At 40.8% G+C, this 19,880-nt stretch carries 21 protein-coding genes and 1 tRNA gene; 8 read left to right on the plus strand and 14 right to left on the minus strand.

Annotation, left to right across the window (positions count from 1 at the left end; all coding sequences use genetic code 11):
* Positions 1-8 precede the first annotated feature (8 nt).
* The 4 genes from trmD to recR all read right to left on the minus strand — a co-directional run bounded on the left by trmD (position 9) and on the right by recR (position 1,999).
* Positions 9-686 carry a tRNA (guanosine(37)-N1)-methyltransferase TrmD gene (gene trmD, locus AS219_RS03660; protein WP_067980219.1) on the minus strand — a complete coding sequence of 226 codons (678 nt, stop codon included), beginning with the start codon at positions 684-686 and terminating at the stop codon, positions 9-11.
* A gap of 10 nt (positions 687-696) precedes the next feature.
* A complete protein-coding gene (rpmA, locus tag AS219_RS03665) occupies positions 697-945 on the minus strand; it encodes a 50S ribosomal protein L27 (RefSeq protein ID WP_067980222.1) in 249 nt (82 codons plus the stop codon).
* A gap of 50 nt (positions 946-995) precedes the next feature.
* Complete coding sequence (gene rplU / locus AS219_RS03670; RefSeq protein WP_067980224.1) at positions 996-1,295, minus strand: 50S ribosomal protein L21; 300 nt, start codon at positions 1,293-1,295, stop codon at positions 996-998.
* 113 nt (positions 1,296-1,408) lie between these two features.
* Positions 1,409-1,999 (minus strand): recombination mediator RecR, encoded by a 591-nt coding sequence (gene recR / locus AS219_RS03675; protein ID WP_067980597.1) that lies wholly within the window; start codon positions 1,997-1,999, stop codon positions 1,409-1,411.
* A 70-nt stretch (positions 2,000-2,069) separates the two neighbouring features.
* Between recR and AS219_RS03680 the strand changes: the two genes are divergently transcribed.
* The 7 genes from AS219_RS03680 (at position 2,070) to ychF (ending at position 10,018) form a co-directional block, all read left to right on the plus strand.
* Complete coding sequence (locus AS219_RS03680; RefSeq protein ID WP_231861867.1) at positions 2,070-2,774, plus strand: thioredoxin domain-containing protein; 705 nt, start codon at positions 2,070-2,072, stop codon at positions 2,772-2,774.
* A gap of 249 nt (positions 2,775-3,023) precedes the next feature.
* Positions 3,024-3,797 carry a DsbA family protein gene (locus AS219_RS03685; protein ID WP_067980228.1) on the plus strand — a complete coding sequence of 258 codons (774 nt, stop codon included), beginning with the start codon at positions 3,024-3,026 and terminating at the stop codon, positions 3,795-3,797.
* A gap of 392 nt (positions 3,798-4,189) precedes the next feature.
* Positions 4,190-4,522: a hypothetical protein gene (locus AS219_RS03690; RefSeq protein WP_067980600.1), complete on the plus strand. Its 333-nt coding sequence runs from the start codon at positions 4,190-4,192 to the stop codon at positions 4,520-4,522.
* Between the two features lie 249 nt (positions 4,523-4,771).
* Entirely contained in the window at positions 4,772-5,365 is a 594-nt protein-coding gene (locus AS219_RS03695) for a hypothetical protein (RefSeq protein WP_067980232.1), read from the plus strand.
* A 94-nt stretch (positions 5,366-5,459) separates the two neighbouring features.
* On the plus strand, positions 5,460-6,494 hold the full coding sequence (locus AS219_RS03700; protein WP_067980235.1) for a hypothetical protein: 1,035 nt from the start codon (positions 5,460-5,462) through the stop codon (positions 6,492-6,494).
* Between the two features lie 687 nt (positions 6,495-7,181).
* The gene (locus AS219_RS03705; RefSeq protein WP_231861868.1) at positions 7,182-7,844 is read left to right on the plus strand and encodes a hypothetical protein; all 663 of its coding nucleotides are present in this window, start codon (positions 7,182-7,184) and stop codon (positions 7,842-7,844) included.
* Positions 7,845-8,965: 1,121 nt separating this feature from the next.
* Entirely contained in the window at positions 8,966-10,018 is a 1,053-nt protein-coding gene (ychF, locus tag AS219_RS03710) for a redox-regulated ATPase YchF (protein WP_067980238.1), read from the plus strand.
* A 214-nt stretch (positions 10,019-10,232) separates the two neighbouring features.
* On the opposite strand, the gene AS219_RS03720 is transcribed toward ychF, so the two are convergent.
* The 5 genes from AS219_RS03720 to AS219_RS03740 all read right to left on the minus strand — a co-directional run bounded on the left by AS219_RS03720 (position 10,233) and on the right by AS219_RS03740 (position 15,042).
* A tRNA-Arg gene (locus AS219_RS03720) sits at positions 10,233-10,306 on the minus strand.
* 130 nt (positions 10,307-10,436) lie between these two features.
* Complete coding sequence (locus AS219_RS03725) at positions 10,437-11,783, minus strand: M16 family metallopeptidase (RefSeq protein ID WP_067980244.1); 1,347 nt, start codon at positions 11,781-11,783, stop codon at positions 10,437-10,439.
* Positions 11,784-11,785: 2 nt separating this feature from the next.
* A complete protein-coding gene (locus AS219_RS03730; protein WP_231861869.1) occupies positions 11,786-13,111 on the minus strand; it encodes a M16 family metallopeptidase in 1,326 nt (441 codons plus the stop codon).
* The gene (lspA, locus tag AS219_RS03735; RefSeq protein ID WP_369814143.1) at positions 13,112-13,660 is read right to left on the minus strand and encodes a signal peptidase II; all 549 of its coding nucleotides are present in this window, start codon (positions 13,658-13,660) and stop codon (positions 13,112-13,114) included.
* A 26-nt stretch (positions 13,661-13,686) separates the two neighbouring features.
* Positions 13,687-15,042: a carboxypeptidase gene (locus tag AS219_RS03740; protein WP_067980248.1), complete on the minus strand. Its 1,356-nt coding sequence runs from the start codon at positions 15,040-15,042 to the stop codon at positions 13,687-13,689.
* Positions 15,043-15,325: 283 nt separating this feature from the next.
* Here AS219_RS03740 and AS219_RS03745 point away from each other — a divergent pair, with 283 nt between their 5' ends.
* Positions 15,326-16,015 carry a hypothetical protein gene (locus AS219_RS03745; RefSeq protein WP_067980252.1) on the plus strand — a complete coding sequence of 230 codons (690 nt, stop codon included), beginning with the start codon at positions 15,326-15,328 and terminating at the stop codon, positions 16,013-16,015.
* A gap of 36 nt (positions 16,016-16,051) precedes the next feature.
* On the opposite strand, the gene rnc is transcribed toward AS219_RS03745, so the two are convergent.
* The 5 genes from rnc to AS219_RS03770 all read right to left on the minus strand — a co-directional run bounded on the left by rnc (position 16,052) and on the right by AS219_RS03770 (position 19,871).
* On the minus strand, positions 16,052-16,720 hold the full coding sequence (rnc, locus tag AS219_RS03750; RefSeq protein WP_067980254.1) for a ribonuclease III: 669 nt from the start codon (positions 16,718-16,720) through the stop codon (positions 16,052-16,054).
* Positions 16,711-17,013 carry a ribosome silencing factor gene (gene rsfS / locus AS219_RS03755; RefSeq protein WP_160095957.1) on the minus strand — a complete coding sequence of 101 codons (303 nt, stop codon included), beginning with the start codon at positions 17,011-17,013 and terminating at the stop codon, positions 16,711-16,713. Before rsfS ends, rnc begins: the two co-directional genes overlap by 10 nt.
* Before the next feature lie 407 nt (positions 17,014-17,420).
* Complete coding sequence (gene rsmH / locus AS219_RS03760; RefSeq protein WP_067980260.1) at positions 17,421-18,311, minus strand: 16S rRNA (cytosine(1402)-N(4))-methyltransferase RsmH; 891 nt, start codon at positions 18,309-18,311, stop codon at positions 17,421-17,423.
* A 130-nt stretch (positions 18,312-18,441) separates the two neighbouring features.
* On the minus strand, positions 18,442-19,095 hold the full coding sequence (trmB, locus tag AS219_RS03765; RefSeq protein ID WP_067980262.1) for a tRNA (guanosine(46)-N7)-methyltransferase TrmB: 654 nt from the start codon (positions 19,093-19,095) through the stop codon (positions 18,442-18,444).
* 92 nt (positions 19,096-19,187) lie between these two features.
* Complete coding sequence (locus AS219_RS03770; protein WP_067980265.1) at positions 19,188-19,871, minus strand: outer membrane protein assembly factor BamD; 684 nt, start codon at positions 19,869-19,871, stop codon at positions 19,188-19,190.
* Between the last annotated feature and the right edge of the window lie 9 nt (positions 19,872-19,880).

The raw sequence follows: 19,880 nt of genomic DNA on the forward strand, positions 1-19,880 counted from the left end.
AATCAAACCTAACTTTCTTCCACAACCAGATCCGGCCTATTCCTGCCCGTAGCGGCTGCAGCGGAGTTAATTCTCCACTCATTTATTTTCCTGTGGTTCCCACTCATAAGGACTTCAGGAACACTCAATCCTTTCCAAGAGTTCGGCCGTGTATAATGGTCGTACTCTAACGAGGGGCCAACAAAGCTCTCACACTTGAGACTCTCCAGATTGCCCAAAACCCCGGGAATACATCTAACACAACTATCTATCACCGCCATAGCAGCGATCTCGCCACCAGAAAGTACGTAATCACCGACACTGAGCTCTTCAACATTGTAGTAATTCAAGAATCTTTGGTCAACTCCTTCGAAGCGCCCACAAATTAACAAGACACTACCAGCTTCCACTAGACTAGCGGTAGAGTTTTGTGCGAATCTCGTGCCCCTAGGACTGAGAAATATACGCCTCTCCACATTATAAGCAGAGCTCGCGTACTCAAATGCCTCACCCAGGACATCGGCACGCATCACCATACCAGGTCCCCCACCATAAGGAGTATCGTCAACGCGACTATTTACAGCAAAGCGCCTTATCGGAACAACTTCGAGGGACCAACATCCACTAGTCAATCCTCTACCGACGACTGATACACCCAAAGGTCCGGGGAAAACCTCTGGAAACATCGTCAGAACGACGAAACGCACGACAGGGAATCTACGTTACGTGAACAAAACGTCGACCTTTCAGACCAACAGAGAACGATACGAAGCCAGACTTCATAGCAAAAATGGTATGATCGCTACCCATTCCAACATTCCTGCCAGGGTGAAACTTCGTTCCACGCTGTCTGACTATTATGTCACCCGGAATTACGCTCTCGCTGCCAAATTTCTTTACGCCTAACCTCTTACCTATCGAATCCCTACCGTTGCTACTACTACCACCGGCTTTCTTCGTTGCCATAAGATTCTACAAAAAATAATAAAAAAATAGACCCCAAGCTGAAAAGTCAATTACAAAGCAATATCCGTAACTCTGAGAATCGTCACATATTGTCTATGTCCATTCCGCCTACGTGAATTTTTTCTGCGCCTCTTCTTGAAAATAACAAGCTTTTCACCTCTTTCCTGCGCCAGGACCGAGGCCTTAACCGTACCAACACCAAAATGAGGTTTGGTCTCTCCATCAAGGACACACTTCACACAAGAAATCTCAACCTCTTCCCCTGGTTCAGCAGCGATTTTCTCCACACTGATAACCTGTCCTTTTCTGACAAGGTATTGTTTACTTCCTTGTTCAACTACCGCAAGCATAAAGGCATCCCCGACACCACTGGGTAAGATTGTAAATCCTGACTCAAAAAAAGTAAAGTACAGCCTTACAGGCCAAGACTTAAGATATTATGCACCGGTATGTCAACACAACTTTATACAGCTCTACGATTCGCGAATGCTATTCCCAGTGTTCCCTCATCTAGATAATCCATCTCACTACCCACAGGTATGCCATGCGCCAAAAACGATAATTTCACTTGCATCTCCTTCAAGACTTCAACTATGTACTGTGCAGTCGTCTGGCCCTCTACGGTTGCGTTGGTAGCAATGATCAGCTCTTTTACAGTTCCAGAAGAAACCTTTAGTTTTAGCTTTTCTATTTGCAACGTTTCGGGAGTAATACCATTCACAATGGATAATGCACCATTCAACACATGATATCTTCCACTGTGTACTCCAGCCTTTTCTATTGCCCAGAGATCAGTAATCTCCTCAACTACACATACGATATCTGAGCTTCTTTTAGTGTTTCTACAAATTGAACAGGGTGATTCACTTTCGAGATTTCCGCACAGCTCACAGTGCTTGATTGTCTCATAGAGAACCTGCATCGCATCAATAAACCGTATCAACGTTGTCTCCTTAGACTTCAATAAGTGCAAAACTATTCTCCTTGCTGACTTAGGCCCCAATCCCGGCAAATTTTCAGCAAGGTTTATTAGGGCTTTTATCTTCTTGTCCATTAACTTTATCATTCAATCGCGTGTATAATGATATCCGGGTTTTGCGTCTGCGCACATTCTGTGTTTGTGTATGTCTTATTCTCATAAGTGGTTACTCTGTGGCTTAGTTACTCTTCTTTCTTTTTCGCTTGCTTTTTCCGCACCGTTGTCCTTGTACCCTGATGCGTTAAAATTCAATCCTACAACACTGAAGGTAAGTGAGAATCTTCTCTTTCCTGGCGATTTACCAATAGGTAGCACTGATGCGCCCATTACCATTGTTGATTACTCATCTTTCTCCTGTACACACTGCAAAGCCGCCTTTGAAAAGCTCATCCTGCCTGTATATGAGAAATATGGTAGGACGGGTAAAGTCATGTTAATCATGAGGGACTTTCCCCTTGATAAGCTATCGTTCAATGCGTCTGTTTTTCTTATGTGCTACCGCAAAAACACAATGCCTAATGACGAACACGTGATCAGCCTGATAAGAAAACTTTTTGATGTTGGAAACAACGCAAAGAACAAAGAAGATGCTGACAAAATGTTTGACAGTATCATTTCGGATGCGAATCTTCATGGGAGCGCAAAAGAAAAATTTCTTTCCTGCACAGAAGATCTTGGTGTTAAGGATGAGGTATTATATTCGAAACTGTTCGGAATCAAGAAAGTGGGTATTGAGGGTACTCCGGTGCTTTTCATCAACGGTGAAAGGTACACGGGACCTCTGAAATTTTCTTCTTTTGAGAAGAAGATAGAAAAAATTCTGAACGATAAAAGAACTATAGAAGGATAGTGGAATTGGACTAGTCATTCAGTTGAGGTTCACTTACCTCCTGGTACTCTCTCCAGCTTGATTTATTAGAACTTAACTACCATACCATGTGGTACTCGGCTTAAGGCAGACGCTATGCGTTGGTTTATACAAAGAGTGTAGGCTCACCACTGTCACAAATTGCATAAATGGTTAGTCAATGTTGACATGACGCAGGTTAACTAAGACAATACTGCGTTGTGGGTTTTGTTGCTGTTCCGATCCTGAAATATGAGAACCTTTTTGTTAGTGCTTGCCCTTATTGCTATAGCGGGTTTTCCTTTTGTGTCGAATTGGTATTACGGGCGTGTAAAGGATGCTTATGCGGTCTCCCAAACGGAGAAGATCGTGGAAGAGTACATACAAAGAAATCCAGAGAAAATACTAGAATCTGTAAATCAGTATCGGCTTGCACAGTTTGAGGAACAACAAAAACAAAAAGAGCAAGAAATAAACAAGTTGATAGCTCAGCACAAGAGTGAGGTTTTTGACACCAACTATCCGTCCTTTGTTGCTAAGAATGCAAAGACTGTCTTGGTTGAGTTTTTTGATGCTTCGTGTGGTTATTGCAAGCTTGCCTCACAAATTCTACTGAAGATAAAGCGTGATTATCCAAACGTTACGTACACTCTGAGAAATTTGCCGATTCTCGGACAGAGCTCATTAGTTGCCGCAAAGTACGATACCGGTGTTTTTCTTTTTATGAAAGAGAAGGACATCCAAAATTTGAAGTACTCTGACTTTCATTCCAGGCTGATGGCTCATGATGGTGTTTACACACCAGAAGTCATTACGAAGATCCTTTCTGAAATCGACCTTGATCCGCAGGAAGTGTTGAAATTTGTCGAGCAGAATGAGAGTGAAATTTCCGCTATGATTGAGGCAACCATACAGCTTGCACAAAAACTGCGATTAGATGGAACGCCTGTGTTTATCGTTGGTGATAAGATAGTACAGGGTGTGAGTGAAGCTGGACTTCGTGAGATGCTTGAAAAGGCATCATAAGCAACAGTTTACTTCTCATTGCGGGTTTGAGGCATTTTCGAACAATGCCGCACCGCTCTTTAGGTTGATCTTGCGGTTTCTTGTTTAGGCTCCGCTTATGGCCTTCTTCATAAGCTTTTTACCATCTTGAATGTTACTAGGGGCTCCTGTGCACTGTTTCTTGCTTTCAGGGGAGTCGCCATTTTATGGGATCATTCCACAATAAACTTACAATTGGACAGTTATAAGGAATAAGTTTTTATACTTTTCTTGAAATAATTAACAGAATGTTCAGCTTTCCGAGCTAGACTCTGGCCAGACAATTCTGTGCAGCAGGCAAAGTTCAGCTGTTGGGCGGATTTTCAAGACAAAAAAGCGACTTCAGAAATAATACATTGGAAAGGGGTACAAACATGATGTCATTAGAATTTCCTTTACATGACGATGATGCACTTGTTCATGTTGAGGGTAGTATAGAAGACTTTAGTCTCATTTGTGACGACAAAGACCTATCGCGCGAGCTTCCAAATCTGCAAAGAAAAGACGAAATCTCATATGTTATAGATCATGATCCTAGATACAATCCGACCCTGATAGAAACAATCAAAGTTCTTGAACATGATAAAAAAGACGGCAAGCTTCCAGAGGACGACGCAAGAACCGAAAACAAGGCAATCATGAATGTCTTGAAGCATCTGGATGAAGAAGCAAAGAATGCAAAAAAGTCTCAATCAAAAAAGAAATAATTAAAATCTAAGACCACCGACTGTATTTCTCAGGTACAGTCGGGACCCAATTGAGCAGCAGCTCATCATATCCCAACCGGTTTGTAATAATAAATACTTTATGGTTCACATTTTTAGCATAAGGGGGATAGAATATTACAGTTTCATGATCTTTCGTAATAAAAATGGATATAAAATTCAGCAACTTTATACATTTTTCATAACCAGGAAGTATTATGCTTGCATAAAATTCTTGATACGAAAACCACTATGCCAGACGATACCCTTTTAAGCGTACTTTCCAATGACACACATTTTAATAGCTTAACTGATACACTTCTCCTCAGCCTAATTAAGGACACGGTTTTCAATGAAATACTCAAAGGCGATGGAAAGACAGAATTAAAAGACATCCTTACGGATAACACTGGCAAATTTAAAGAGCTTATAGAAAGTCAAGGTAAAGGCATACTGAAAGGCATTCTTACAGATGACAATGGTAATTTTAGAGATCTTATAAAAAGTCAAGGTAAAAGCGAATTCAAAGACCTCCTTACTAATGACAGCTTTAAAGGGTTATTTGAGAACACAGATAGCGCCAAAGCTGTTAAAGCAATTTTTACCAATGATAAGCTTAAACCCCTAGTTGACACATGTAAGAACAACCCAAACAAAGTGACGGCACTAGAAGGAGCCTTGGATAGCCTAAAGGGTTTACTTACAGAGAGCACCAGCAGCAACTATGCCGAGAAATTGCAAGAGTTTGGAAAGGATCTCTGCAGTAAAAGAAGTGAGTGTGATAGCACCTTTACCAACGGTAGTTGCAAGAACCTTACAGTAAGTTGCACTGGTAGTAGTAGTTGATTATAGGGTGGGGTAAAACAACTCAGCTCAAGCGAAATTACATAGAGACTTTTCCCTCTTTCACTGGGGTTTTAGGATTTATTTCGATATTGTTATGGCAGGCGATACACTTTTAAGCGTACTTTCCGATGAAACGCATTTCAATAACTTAACTGATACACTTCTCCTCAGCCTAATTAAGGACACGGTTTTCAATGGAATACTCAAAGGCGATGGAAAGACAGAGTTAAAAGACATCCTTACAGACAGCACCAAGAAGTTTAAAGACCTAATAGAAAGTAGTAGTAAAGATATATTAAAAGACATACTTATCGACAGCACAGGTAACTTTAAAGGGCTCATAGAAAGCACTGGTAAGGAGAAAGTAAAAGACCTTCTTACAGATGAGAACTTTAAAAAATTATTTGAGGACGATACGAAAGCCAATAATGTAAAAGAGGTACTTACAGACACCAATGCAGCCGAGATACTAAAAGACAGCACAGCTAAAGAAGTACTAAAAGACACCAATGCTAAGGAAATCCTTACGGATCAAACAGCTAAAGATGTACTAAAAGACGGCACGGCTAAAGAAGTACTAAAAAACACCACAGCTAAAGATATATTAAAAAACACAAATGCAGCCGATGTACTAAAAGACGCCAATGCTAAGGAAATTCTTACGAGCGAAACAGCTAAAGAAGTACTAAAAAACAGTAAGTTTAAAGAAACAATAACAGGTGCAGGTAAAGACGTACTAAAAGAAATTCTTACAGACAGCACGGGTAAATTTAAAGAGCTTATAGAAAGTGCAGGTAAAAACGAATTCAAAGACCTCCTTACTAATGACAGCTTTAAAGGGTTATTTGACAAAACAGATAGCGCCCAAGCTGTTAAAGCAATTTTTACCAAGAGTGAGCTTAAACCCCTAGTTGAAACATGTAAGGACAACCCAAAAAAACTGCAAGCACTTGAAGGAGCCTTGGCTAGCCTAAAGGGTTTACTTACAGAGAGCGACAACACCAACTATGCCGAGAAATTAAAAAGCTTTGGAGAACAGCTTTGCACGAAAAGAAAGGAATTAGATACTGATTTTACCAATCCACATTGCGAGACTATTGCAGTCACTCTCCGTAATGCGGTTAATTAATTATAGGATGGGGTAAAACAACTCAGCCCAAGCGAAATTACATAGAAACTTTTCCCTCTTTCATTGAAGTAGCAGAAGGTAAAGTATCCTACTCTACCCACACTAAACAACAAGAAGGATTTATATAAACTCTTTTTCCTGCTGCTAGAATATAGCACCTACCCTAACCGGAACTGCTCTAAAGCGAACTCCCGTCACATAGCGACAACATCTAGCCATCATTATGATTTGTATTATGGCGTGTCCTCCTATTTGGAACTTGTCTTTCTATCTTCAGGACTGTGGCACCAGCTTCGGTTCGAGCGTAGGCTAAGCTCAAGTTTTGATAACACATATCAAAAGAACAGTCCAAAATAGCTTAGACCCTCTAAACTCCCAGACCAAAATACTCATCCTTGGCACAACAACATAGAAGATAAGTCGGAAGTGTCAATAATCAAAACGTACGTAAATTGACACCACTGCGCTCCGATAGTTCCTGTAAGTTGCTATATCCTAATTTTACATTAGGCAATCTATACGCAAACTTTGCGTCTTCTAGCATGAAAGAAAAAATAAGGCTTTATGCAATTTTCTATAGCTAAAAATAGATGTAAAACTTGGCAATCTTAAACATTACAATTTTATATATTTTTTATAACTTAAAGCTACCATTTCTTAGTAAATTTCTTAAGATAAATAATTTTTATGCCAGGCGATACACTTTTGAGCGTACTTTCCGATGACACATATTTCGAAAATCTAATAGATGGAATCTTTCTCAGCTTGGCTAAAGATCCGAATTTTGCTAGTGCATCAAAAGGCGTGAGTAAGGCAGAATTGGAAGATGTACTCACCAGCGAAAACTTCAAAGAACTATTTGAAGATAAAACTAAAGCTAGCACCGTAAAAACCATACTAACTGACCACAATGCAACAGCTATTCTTACCGATAGTATAGCCAGTGCTGTTATAACGAATGATACTGCCGGAGAAGTCCTAAAGAACGCGAATGCAGCTGAGTTACTCAAGAACAGCAATGCGGCTGAAATACTAAAAGATGAGACGGCAAAGGAAATACTAAAAAGCAGCAAGTTCAAGGAAATTCTAAAAGGTGCAGGCAAAGACACAATAAAAAACATCCTTACAGATAGGACCGGCACTTTCGAAGAACTCGTTGAATGTTCGGGAAAAGATAAAGTGAAGAATGTGCTCACAAATCAGAATTTCAAAAAGCTGTTCGCAGGTCCAGCTAGTGAAGAAGTAGAAGATATACTTACTAACGAATTTTTTGGGGAAGCGTTCACGGATAAAGGAATCGCCAAAAGAGTGATAGATTTTATAATTAGCATCATCAACACGGCAAATTAAATGACTTGATAAAGAATCAACATTTTAACAATCTGTTCAAAAACGAAACAACAGCTGGACACGCAACCGAAATCTTAACTTCTCCTCACTTCAAAGCATCGCTTGAGAATAATGAAGCAGTTGCTAATTTGAAAAAATTACTCACTAATTCAGCACTAAGAGAGCTGTTCAGCAATGACAATCTCGAAGACGCAACTAGCTTCGCCAAGAAACTTGTAGAACTGGGAACAATAGCACGAACAATGTAATAAACACACCATTGGGGCACCACCCACAAAACAAACTAGAGCTTAGCCTACGCTCGAACCGAAGTTGGTGCCACAGTCCTGAAGATAGAAAGACAAGTTCCAAATAGGAGGACACGCCATAACACGAATCATAATGATGGCTGAGCATTCATAAACATATTTAGTGCAAGCACATTACCACAATAAGATTACTATCCAGATCAGACCTTTAGAAAAGGATTATCCACATACCTAAATACCAACGATATATGTTGTCTCTATGAGATCAAATGGCTTTCGTGGGCTAACACAAAACTCATGAAAAACTATTCCTGTCAATACAGGACCCTAGTGAAGCACTGGTAGCATACCTTTGCATCTGTTTGGATCAAAAGAAACTCATAATCGATGGCAAATCGAACGTTTAACGTTAAGTATACAAACAAATTGATACAAAGAACTGTGGATGCCATATCGCTACAGCAACTACACAAACCCACCCGACACAGTAAACTGAAAAACGGTGCAGAAAATCTACTATCAGAAGTCTAGCAAACATAAAAAAGTACAACGGCTGCAGCGACATCTATCCTATACAAACCACATAATAAACTACAGACCACCACAGTCAGCACTAGTGAGTCTCAAAAACACCAGATTAAAACAAAGTAACACCCGCAATACGTATAAATATCTTTTAGAATGAGATAAATTCCCGGGTTCCCAGTAGATAAGAACCTCACTAAACTAATTTCTCATTAGAAACACAGCTATTTGCACAAAAAACTTATGAAGTTTTTTTTAGGATAAAGCAGTTCACTACGTCTTCCATTGTTAAAAGTTGCGTAAAAACAGCAAAAAGTGTAGACTCCCACCAGGTGGTGAATTCTAGATATGGGCTTAAAGTGCGGGATCGTCGGACTTCCAAATGTCGGAAAGTCGACTCTGTTTAATGCGATGACGCAAACGCAAGCAGCCGAAGCTGCAAACTATCCTTTTTGTACAATAGAACCAAATATTGCTAAAGTACCAGAATATGACGAACGCCTTGTTCGAATAGCCGAAATTTCAGCGGCACAAAAAATTGTATTCAGCCAATTAGAAATCGTTGATATTGCGGGGCTAGTTAAGGGAGCGAACAAAGGTGAGGGATTAGGTAATAAGTTCCTTTCCCACATAAGAGAAGTAGACCTTATAATACACGTTCTGAGATGTTTTCCGGATGACAACATAAGACACGTTCATGGGAAGGTAGACCCAGTGTACGATGCGGAAATCATAAAAACTGAGTTGCTCCTCGCAGACATTCAGAGTCTAGAAAATCGTCTTAAAAAAAGTAAAACCTCTGCTCAGACGATAGAACAAGCTCTGGAGATATTAAATAAAAAAAATCCTCTTCCATGTGATCTAATGGATCAAACGTTTAGAGAACTGCATCTATTAAGTGCAAAACCGGTTCTATACGTGTGTAATGTTCCACAAGAAGATGTCATTTCAGGAAACGATTTCAGCAAACAGGCAGAAAAATTCGCACAGGACAATATGTCCGAAGCGGTTAAGGTTTCCGCGGCAATAGAAGCGGAAATCTCTCTGTTAGACTCACCAGAGGATCGCAAACTTTTCTTGAATGAACTTGGCTTAGAAGAATCACAACTAAATAAGGTGATCCAGACAAGTTCAAGGCTTCTTGACCTTGTTGTCTTTTTCACTGCAGGAGAAAAAGAAGCAAGAGCTTGGCCTATCAAAAGAGGTTCTACAGCTCCTCAAGCGGCCGGAGTCATTCATACGGACTTCGAAAAGAAGTTCATTAAGGCCGATGTAATAAGCTTCACGGACTATATCACTCTCGGTGGTGAGCAAAAGTGTAAAGCACTCGGCAAGGTTCGTTCAGAGGGCCGTGAATACATCATACAAGACGGAGATGTAATCGTTTTTAAACACGGGTAGCGCTATGTCAAAGATTAGTAAGGACGTCTTAGCGAAGAGACTTAGGGAAAACATACAGAGACGGAAAAAACACAAAGATAGCGTGTTATCTAAAGGTAGCCGCTCCAACTCTCAGCAAGAAGCAAACCCACCTACAAATACCGTCTTAGAGTACAAAAAAACCAGACTGCCAGCTGGTACTGGGAATCAGTCCTCAGAAAACTAAGGTTACCCAAGCACCCTAGAGGATTCGAACCCCTGACCTTCTGATCCGTAGTCAAACGCTCTATCCAGCTGAGCTAAGGGTGCACACAGAGCCAGATTCTACACTGGAATTAAAAAAAAGGCTAGAACCACCACTGAGTTAACGTGATTGACACACCATGTATAACAAGAATCATGTTCATTTATGCAGCAAAAGCCTCTCAATATATCTCTATTACTTTGGACAAACCTTTGCGCCGGTAGTGGATGAAGCCTTTGCGCCAACACTAACAAAGAGTACAGACTGAGGATTCAAAAAATCTTTTATAAATAAGTTTAGATTTTCGACTTTTACCTTGCGTATTCCCTCTAAGTATCTTTGCATGTAATCAATCCCCAAACCTTCCTGTTGCATTTGCACAAGCATATCCAACATATTAGCTGACTTATCCATTTTCAGGACAAAAGTATCCAGTAAATGGCTTTTAGCTTTCTCAACACTAGCAGAGGTTAACCCAGAACGTTTTAACTCATTCAGCACGTTTAATATTTCCTCCCTCACCTGAGGAGCGCTATCATTGCTTGTTGTAGCAAAACCGAACAACAAGTTAACCGCCGAATGCATTATCTGCGTGTATATACCATACGTATGGCCTCTGCGTTCACGAATTTCTTGCATCAACAACGACTCAAGTCCAGGACCTCCAAGAATGTGATTTAATACCACCAGGTTGTAGAAGTCCTTGTCTGTTGGACTCATTCCGGTGTGCCCGAACAAAATAATATTCTGCGGGATACTTTTTTCGACTGAAATACACTCACCTGAGGTGCGGAAAACAGGCTGTTCAAGCTTTTTGACCTCCATCATTGTCAAAGGGAACTCTATGAGATAATCGTCCAACACGGACTTGATATCATCAGCATGAGTGTTTCCAAGAACTGCAATCCTCATGTTGATTCTGTTAAAAACGTTGACAATTTTCGTCTTTATATCCTCCGCCTTTATTGCGCTAACCGTTTCGACGCGTCCCCAACGGACATTCGAATAGCCTGAATCTGGGAACGCAACCTTGAAAAATTCCGTCTTAGCAATAGATACCGGATCACCTTCAGCTCTCTTAAGTTGTGAAATTTGTCTTTCTTTCACTTTTGACAGAGTTTCGTCGTCCAATTTTGGTTTTGCTATTGACGCACAAAAAAGCTCAATCGCCTGCCTTATGGATTCCTTTGGAGCACTCACAGTTACCACAAGATCATTTGTTCCAAGGTCATATACTATTTTACCACCTATTTTTTCAAGACTTTTTACAAAATCTCTGTTGGTTGTACCACTTATACCTTCGTTAAGAACCTCCACAACAAGGGCTGCCAACCCGAGTTTTGCTTTTGGATCATATGCATAGCCCCCCCCTTTGAACACAAAACTGTAAAAGACCAATGGAACATCATCTTTATGAACAAACCACGCTCTCACACCATACTTACTCTCAACTTCACTAATCTTGAATAAGGTCTGAGTATCAACTGCATGGGAAAACCCACACATCACAAAAAATAAAACAAAGACAAGACCTCTAAGCATATCTATTTATCTAAGTACCCGATTACTTTCTTCGCATTCATCAATTGCATAATTGCATTGTTAATTTGTTCCGGCGTTACAGTTGAGATACGTTCTGCCAATTTCTGGAAGTGGTCAAAATCAGCACCTACAGACAAGGCAACAACGTGACTAATGCTGCGAGCACTGAAACCGTCCAAAGCTTTCATTAAGGAGACTTTCAGTGTCATTTTTGCAGCTTCAATATCTTCGATATTGACACCATTCTTGATAACCTCTGACATGATACCCGAAACACCTTCCTCGAGAACTCCTAACTTCACGTCTGGATTCAGCGGAGTGATAACTATTTCAACGATCCCCTTACGAAGAGTGAAATAATCATAATCTACCGAAACATTGAGTGCGAGCCCGAGATTGTGAACAAGCTCCATACCCAATACACTTGTCTTACCACCTGCTAATACCTGAGAAGCCACTAACATCGCAGCATATTCTTCTGTTGAAATATTAGGCGCCGGAAAAAAGTATATTAGAGCCCTGTCTTCTGTTTTATAATTGACCATTCTGACATTTATGTCCGAATGATGTGCTGGCTCTGCAAAATTACCAAAACACGAACGCCACCGAGAAGATGAATTTTTCAAGACACCATAATACTTCTCTATATATCCCTTTACTTCAGCAACATCGATATCTCCAAGAATAAGAAGTACCGCATTTGACGGCCGATAGCATGCATTGTACATTCTTTGCGCCAGCGCAGCATCAAAAAGTTCAAGCTCTTCCTCCCAACCTATAACATTCCAACCTGTTTCATTCCGATAAAAGGCCGCCATCATCTCTTCCTCGAGTTTTACAACTGGTTTGTTGTCTACTCTCATTTTGCGCTCTTCTATCACGATTTTGCGTTCCAACCCTGCAGCCTCATCACTGATCACAAGATTCTGCATTCTTTCAGCCTCAAGACGAACGACTTTCTCCAACTTGTCTTTATGAAAAAGTTGATGGTAAACCGTGCGATAATCGGAGGTAAATGCGTTGTACAAAGAATGCAACCCATCTATCTCCTTACTAATATTTGGAATATTCTTCGAGCTTCTGAACATTAGGTGCTCTAGATAATGGGCAAGCCCAGAACCGCCCCTAGGATCGCTCGCACCTCCAACTTTATAAAGTAGAACATGCGAAACAATGGGCAGGGAAGTATCCTTTATCAGATAAACATCCAACCCGTTACTCAATGTATAGTGGACACGCTCGTCTTCTTTCGAATGCCCCAGACTCGAAAAGAGAAACAAAAAAACACAGAGCAAACAAGATAAAAACTCCTTCATAATATTTCTCATCTAATTGATTCTACGATCTCCCCCAGACAAAGAGATCCTACTGCTGGTTGAATAAAAGAGCACAAACACAACACCAAGAAAAATAGCCGCATCAGCAACATTGAAAACCGGCCAATGAAAATCTAAAAAATGAAAGTCGATAAAATCACGCACAGCACCAAAACGCACCCTGTCAGCAAAGTTAGCAATGGCACCTCCAAGAATAAAACCCCAGGCTACACAGGCAACTAGCCTTCTCTCACGAAGAGAAAAGAACAAGACAAATGCTATTGCGGGCACACTGACAAGAAGGAAAAAAATGTTCGAGAACTGATACCCACCAAAAAGCCCAAAACTCACACCAGTATTATATGCCCTGACAAAATTAAGGACGGGAAAAAGTTTTACCTCTGTAACACCTTCCAGCATTAAAGCGCACATGCGCTTCGTATACAAGTCTAAGAAGGTAACACAGCACCCAACTAGGATCACTAAAACCTGTCGAAAGAAAACGGATCCCTCAAACAACTTCCTTCGCAACACACAACCAACACCCTGTAAAGCGCACACTAAAAAGAAAGAACTGGAGGAACAACCTACTGGTCAAATTTCTTGAAAAATCTGCAGTCAAGCGGCTCGCCAGTAAGCTTAGTGATTAACTCGTCCATGGAACAACGCGCTCCCTTAGTATACACATTAGAACTTAACCACGCAACTAGTTTTCTTATTAACGATTTTTCCTCTTTTAACCCAGAACATTCGGACTTCAACACGTGGAATATCTGTCCAGACGCAATCATCCCCTTCAAGTAAGAAGGATAGTAGCAAAATTCACCAAAAAACCAATGATGATTATCAAGAATACTTGCGTGCGGATCGTTTACACCGAAATAATACGAAAGATCCTCAACAAAAAGCTTCTGAATATCATCAACAGAAACCTCACCGTTTATGAGCGACTTCTCGATTGAGAATAGTATCATCAAGTGTGTAAGCGCAACAAACTTGTTTGCACCCATGATTGAACTCGAATACTCAGATTTCTCTTGTACACCAAGAAACTGAGCAAAGTTCTTCTCTTCGAAAAGAAAATGAGAAAACAAAAAACCCTGAACCGCATACATAGAGATACTGGTTGGATTGCATATCGGCTGTGTCCTCCATTTGTCATATGGAAGATTTCTTATATACAGTCCCTGCCCTAAAAGGAACAATAATGTCGGGAAGAATGCGCTCCCACCTTCTTGCATAATCAACTTGAGCCCATTTTCTCCGCCTGAGAGGTGAAAATGATCCGAGTAAAAAACTCTAACCACATTCTTTGGAAAAAACTTCTCAACGACGCGTTTATGATTACACTTGGCATCTCCTTTCTCTTGGGGCTTATTCAAGGAAATTTCTCCTAAACCCTGGACTTTTCCTTTCAACAACGGACTTACACCTATACAGAGCTGTTCAAGATGGTCCGGATCGATCTGATAAGCCTTCAACAGAGCTGAATATCTATCCACACTAGAATCTTTTGCATACAAAGCCGCTATCTGCGCAACCACCTCAATGAGTTTTTTAAACTCCTCCTTTACGAGAGAAAAGTCCTTTACCTTTCTCGCTGCTGCATAAGCCGCCCTACAAGCAAACGAAGCCTCTGTGAAACTTTCTACAACGTCGAATGGTATTCCCCTTCTCCTTGCACAGAAATCCTGCATAAACCCAAAATTGACTCTCTGCCAATCGTTCAAGTCCTTGGCCTTAAGCTTTGCCTGCTCAATCAGGAAATACAGCTCGTCACTTGTCGCAACATCGTGAATAATCTCCTTCAGCGTGATTACTTGGGTTAACTTCTCATTCGCAGATTCACTGTGGAGCCTTACATCGAAATCAAGAAAACACAAAGTCTTTTGCAGGCTGTCAATTCTTGCAAATATTTTTTCTAATTTTTCATACTCTTCCATTGTTTTGTGAGCCTCTCTCCTTGGTTACGGCACATCACGCCGGCAGACCAAGCCACCCCGGCAATTGTATACGATACGGTAGCACCATTTCCACCCCAATTGTACAAAATATTCACTATGGCTTAACGAGCTTTACAAAAAAGTGATCAACTTATTGATTTTACCACACTAAGCATTATAGTTGCTTACATAGTCATGGCATGCGAACTTCTAAACTGGAAGTATACCAACTGCCAGTACTTCTCCGTTGAGTTTTGTTTTTTATTGTTCTCTTGAGTGTCATATGAAGAAATCGTTTATCGCGTCAATCCTGTTGTTGCAAATGTTTGTTCAGCCATCCTATGCTGATGAGTCGGATGGTCTCTCCAATGATCTTTCCGATACTTTTGTCACCTTATCTTATAAGTCAGCTATTGCAGGAAACCACGATTCTCTAAGCAAGTATAGCACCTTTAATCACGGTGGGAGCCTAGGGATTTACTACCCAGTACCCGGACTTGCAGATATAGGTGTAGAAGTTGACGTATTAAACCCAAAAGATCTTTTTTTGGATCGTGAGAAAACAGAAGCTGATATGCTCGCTTCCCCAACTTTATATTCCGGAATCTTGAAATTACAGAAAAGAGTTGCCTTGGCAGATGGTCTTGGGTTGATTGGTGGAATCGGCTTGGGCCCTACATATGTTGTATTTGATACGCCAACAAGCACGGATAAAAAACCTTTTGAAAAAAGGGAGCTCTCTTCTAAGTTGAGCCTTGCTGCTGTTGGTGATCTATCGCTCTCTATCGCGCTTACTGAATCTGTCTACGGTACCATTGGGTACTCATTGCAATATTCTCCACTTGGTAAGGTTTCATTTGAAGAAACTGGTGACAAGGGAAAATCAGAAAAAGTAGAAGTGAATGCTTCGGCTCTTTTTGCGCATGCATTTAAAGTTGGTGTTTCAACTACCTTTGGTACATTCCTCGCGTGAGGATAATATGGAAACTCGGTTTGGAACATTTTGTTCCTACCGGGTTTCCGCTGTCAGATCCTCAAGCATTTGCTTCGCAGCGTTTTCCTCAGCTGCTTTTTTGCTTGTGCCAGTGGCCCTATTTCTTTTTCCGCCTGCGCAGATTTCTACTTCAAAAATGGGTGAGTGTGCTGGTCCCAATTTATTGATGATACTGTACGTTGGTGGCTTCATTCCTTTTGCTTGAAGCAGCTCCTGAAGCGCACTTTTTGGGTTTGCCTTAATGGAATCCGATTGGACAGCTAGACCGTACCAATGTTTCTCAATGAAGCAGGCAACTGTTTCAAAACCCGCCTCCAGGAAAATGGCGCCTATAAGCGCTTCTAAAACATTCTCTAGATTGCTTATCTTCTCACGTCCACCACAGGCTTCCTCGGAATTTGAAAGGTAAATATAACTACCCAAATTCATCTGGCGAGCGAGCATCGCGAGAGTGCTCTTACAAACAAGTGCACTCTGTCTGTGAGAGAGTCTACCTTCAGGATCACCGGGGAAAAGAGAATAGAGCATCGAAGCAACAACCAAATTCAGCACTGCATCTCCAAGAAATTCTAATCTCTCGTAAGATGGACATTTTTCAACACTTGGATGCGTTAAAGCCTCGATAAGTAACTCTTTATTTCTAAAATGTACTCCAATTGAAGATTGCAGTTCTTCTAGTTCCATAGAGCGTCTACTTCATAATATTCCCTGACATCATCCTTGAAGATATGTACTATCACTTCACCCATGTCGATAAGCACCCAGTTACCTAAGTCGTAGCCTTCGGTCTTCACAGATATTCCTTTTTCTTTGCTTAGCTTCACGACAAAGTCAGCCAGAGTTTTTACGTGCTTGTGTGAATCAGAAGAAGCAACAACCATGCAACCTGTTATACCTCTTCCACCATAAATCTTAATATCTCTCCCCTTATGGACAGACAAACTTTCCAGGATTAAAGACACTATTTGGGATTCCATTCTTGTATACGTAGAGAGGGTACTAATCATTTTACAGAAAGCTGTCACAATGCGAAACCCTGGAAAACTTATTCATTCAGGAGCAATTCTGACTGGTGAGATTCCTGGTAACATAAAAGTATTGATAATTGGACGATCGTGGAACATATTCCGCTGATCCATGCATCTGTTCGCCGTCGAGGAGATAACTTCCACTACCGAGAATTGAGTAAGTAAATTAGGGGTCCCTGTACAAGTTTCTGTGTATAAATTGAATTACGCTGTCAGTGTTAACGTACCACGCATAACACCGTTCTGTTCAATTTATGCGCGATTTACAATACTTAAAACCAAGAGCCAGTACAAAAACAATTTTAATACGCACACAAGATCTGAAATTGTACTTCATGAGCACAATGTGAGCTCTTTTATACCTTTTCTATCACTCTCATTCTTGCAGAACGGGAGCTTGGATTCTCTCTTACTTCTTCCCTACTTGGAACAACAATCTTCTTCGTGAGCAGATTAAACCCGTGTCCATGAACACTTTTAAACAAATGTTTGACTATTCTATCTTCGAGAGAATGGAAGCTAACAACAACTATCCTACCTCCAACCTTCAGCATTGTCAGCGCTGCTCTCAGTCCGCATTCGAGAGCACCCAATTCATCATTTATGAAAATTCTTAGAGCCTGGAAAGTCTTTGTTGCTGGGTCTATCTTATAGTGCCTTCTTGGAAAACAAGATCGCACGATTTCTGCTAGACCGTTGGTCGTGGTAATTCTCTTTTTGCGTCTTGCATTAACAATTGCATGAGCTATCTTTCTCGACATTCTCTCCTCACCAAACTGGTAGATAATGGAGGCAATTTTCACTTCGGTATAACTGTTAACAACTGTCTCAGCTGTTAGTAGAGTACTTCTATCCATACGCATGTCTAAAGGACCCTCGTGAAGAAAAGAGAACCCTCTCTCAGCAACCTTCAATTGCATTGTTGAGACACCTAAGTCAAACACAATCCCGTCCACCTTCACTTCGCCCAGTAGAGCCTCAATATTCACGAAATTACCATTTATAAAGTTCGTACGTCCGGCAAAATCATTCTCTACGACCTGGAAGAATCGTTTTACTGTCTCATCACGATCGATAGCATACACGAAACAGTCGACACTACTCAAAATAGCCCTAGTGTAGCCCCCTGCACCAAATGTTGCATCTACATAAAAACCACCATTCTTTGGAGCAAGAAATTTTATAGCTTCGCTCAAAAGCACCGGCTTGTGTAATATCTCATCTTTCAAGCTATCAGTAACACTCATTTAACCATTTAAGGATGCTCTATCCAGTTGATGATGCAGCAAAAAGTCTTGGGAAACGCTCCTCTAGCTCCGAAATATAACCAGTGCGCGTTCTACTCACAGATCAGAAAACAGAGCTAAACGAAAAAACTCATGCATCAGTTGCATTATATACCATCCTGTAACCGAATATTCTGTTACTTGCTTTCGAGGCGAAGCGTGTGGCGCTCTTTGGTATCTCAGTATCTTCAACTTTAGAAAAGACTTTCAAGGCAGATTGATATATTTGCTGAGCATAATCTTGATCGTCAGTCGCAATAACAACCTCAGCTAATGTATGCAAACTACGACCTAGGAGCTGCAAAAACGATACATCTACAATTCTACGTTTATGGTGCTTTTTTTTAGGCCAGGGATCAGGAAAGAGTATGTATACCTCACGAAAAACTTTACAACGCAACTTTTCCAGAAGAAGACGAACATCGTTATTCCAAATTAGAACATTTGATAGTTCATGAAGCTTCACTTGCTCCAGGAGCTTTGCTATACCATTTACGTACACTTCAGCGCCGACAAATACTTTATCCGGGTGATCTATAGCCTTTTTTAGCATGTGTTCACCAAAACCAAAGCCAACCTCCAACACGATCTCACTCTTGAGATTTTCAAGTTTCTCACTAGACGCAAGAAATCTTTCTAAGTCGATGAGCTTATTCTCGCTAAAATTTCGACCACGACGCCTCCCATAAGATCTGAGAAACTGTTTTTTTTCCAGCCCTAGGTTTAGTATATTGTGCTCAAACACATCAACTCAAAGATCAGCCAAAAAACGAAAGGTCAACATCCGAAAAGAAGTGGAACATCCATACAATTTATCATTACTCCGTCCCAAATCTCCTACGATGAGGAGACATCTATGCCGAGCATTTTGTATGCTTCAGCTCTCTTTGAGAGAGCTGAAGCATAGAGTTTTGTCCCAGAATAATCACGAACCAACTCATCGAATCTAGCTATGGCAGCATGGTAACTCATTTCTCTGAAATAGAAGGACCCTATAGAAAAGATTTTTTCTGCCATGATTTCATTTATCTCGAGTAGTTTCTGCTGTGCGTCAGTAACGTACTCAGAGGTAGGAAATGTATCCACTAAAACCGTAAAAGCATCTCTAGCTTTATCCGCGAACTCACCACTATTAGTACGACCCTTTGACATCTGGAAGTAAGCATTCCCCTTTATGCTGAGAATTTGATCCATCCTAGCACCACTTGGATAGTGTAAAAGATATCCTTCGGCACTACCTGCAGCCGCAGCAAACTTCCCCTCATCGTAAAGTATCTTAGTATAGGACGCCTTTGCTTCTTCCCCTATGGAAGAAAAAGGCGCAATATCAGCTACCTTTTCGAAAAGCTCCTTTGCAACCTTGTAGTTTTTTTTCTTAAGTGCCAGAACCGCGCTGTTATACATTGACAGTTCATTTTCTCGCATTTTACTGCTCAAAACTTTTTTTGATTGCCCAATATCACAGCTAGAAAAAATACAAAGAAAACAGATAAGCAAAAAGTTATACAGCTTTCTTCTCATTCGGGCGAT

It is taken from the genome of Neorickettsia sp. 179522, assembly GCF_001593535.1.
GTDB classification, from domain to species: domain Bacteria; phylum Pseudomonadota; class Alphaproteobacteria; order Rickettsiales; family Anaplasmataceae; genus Neorickettsia; species Neorickettsia findlayensis.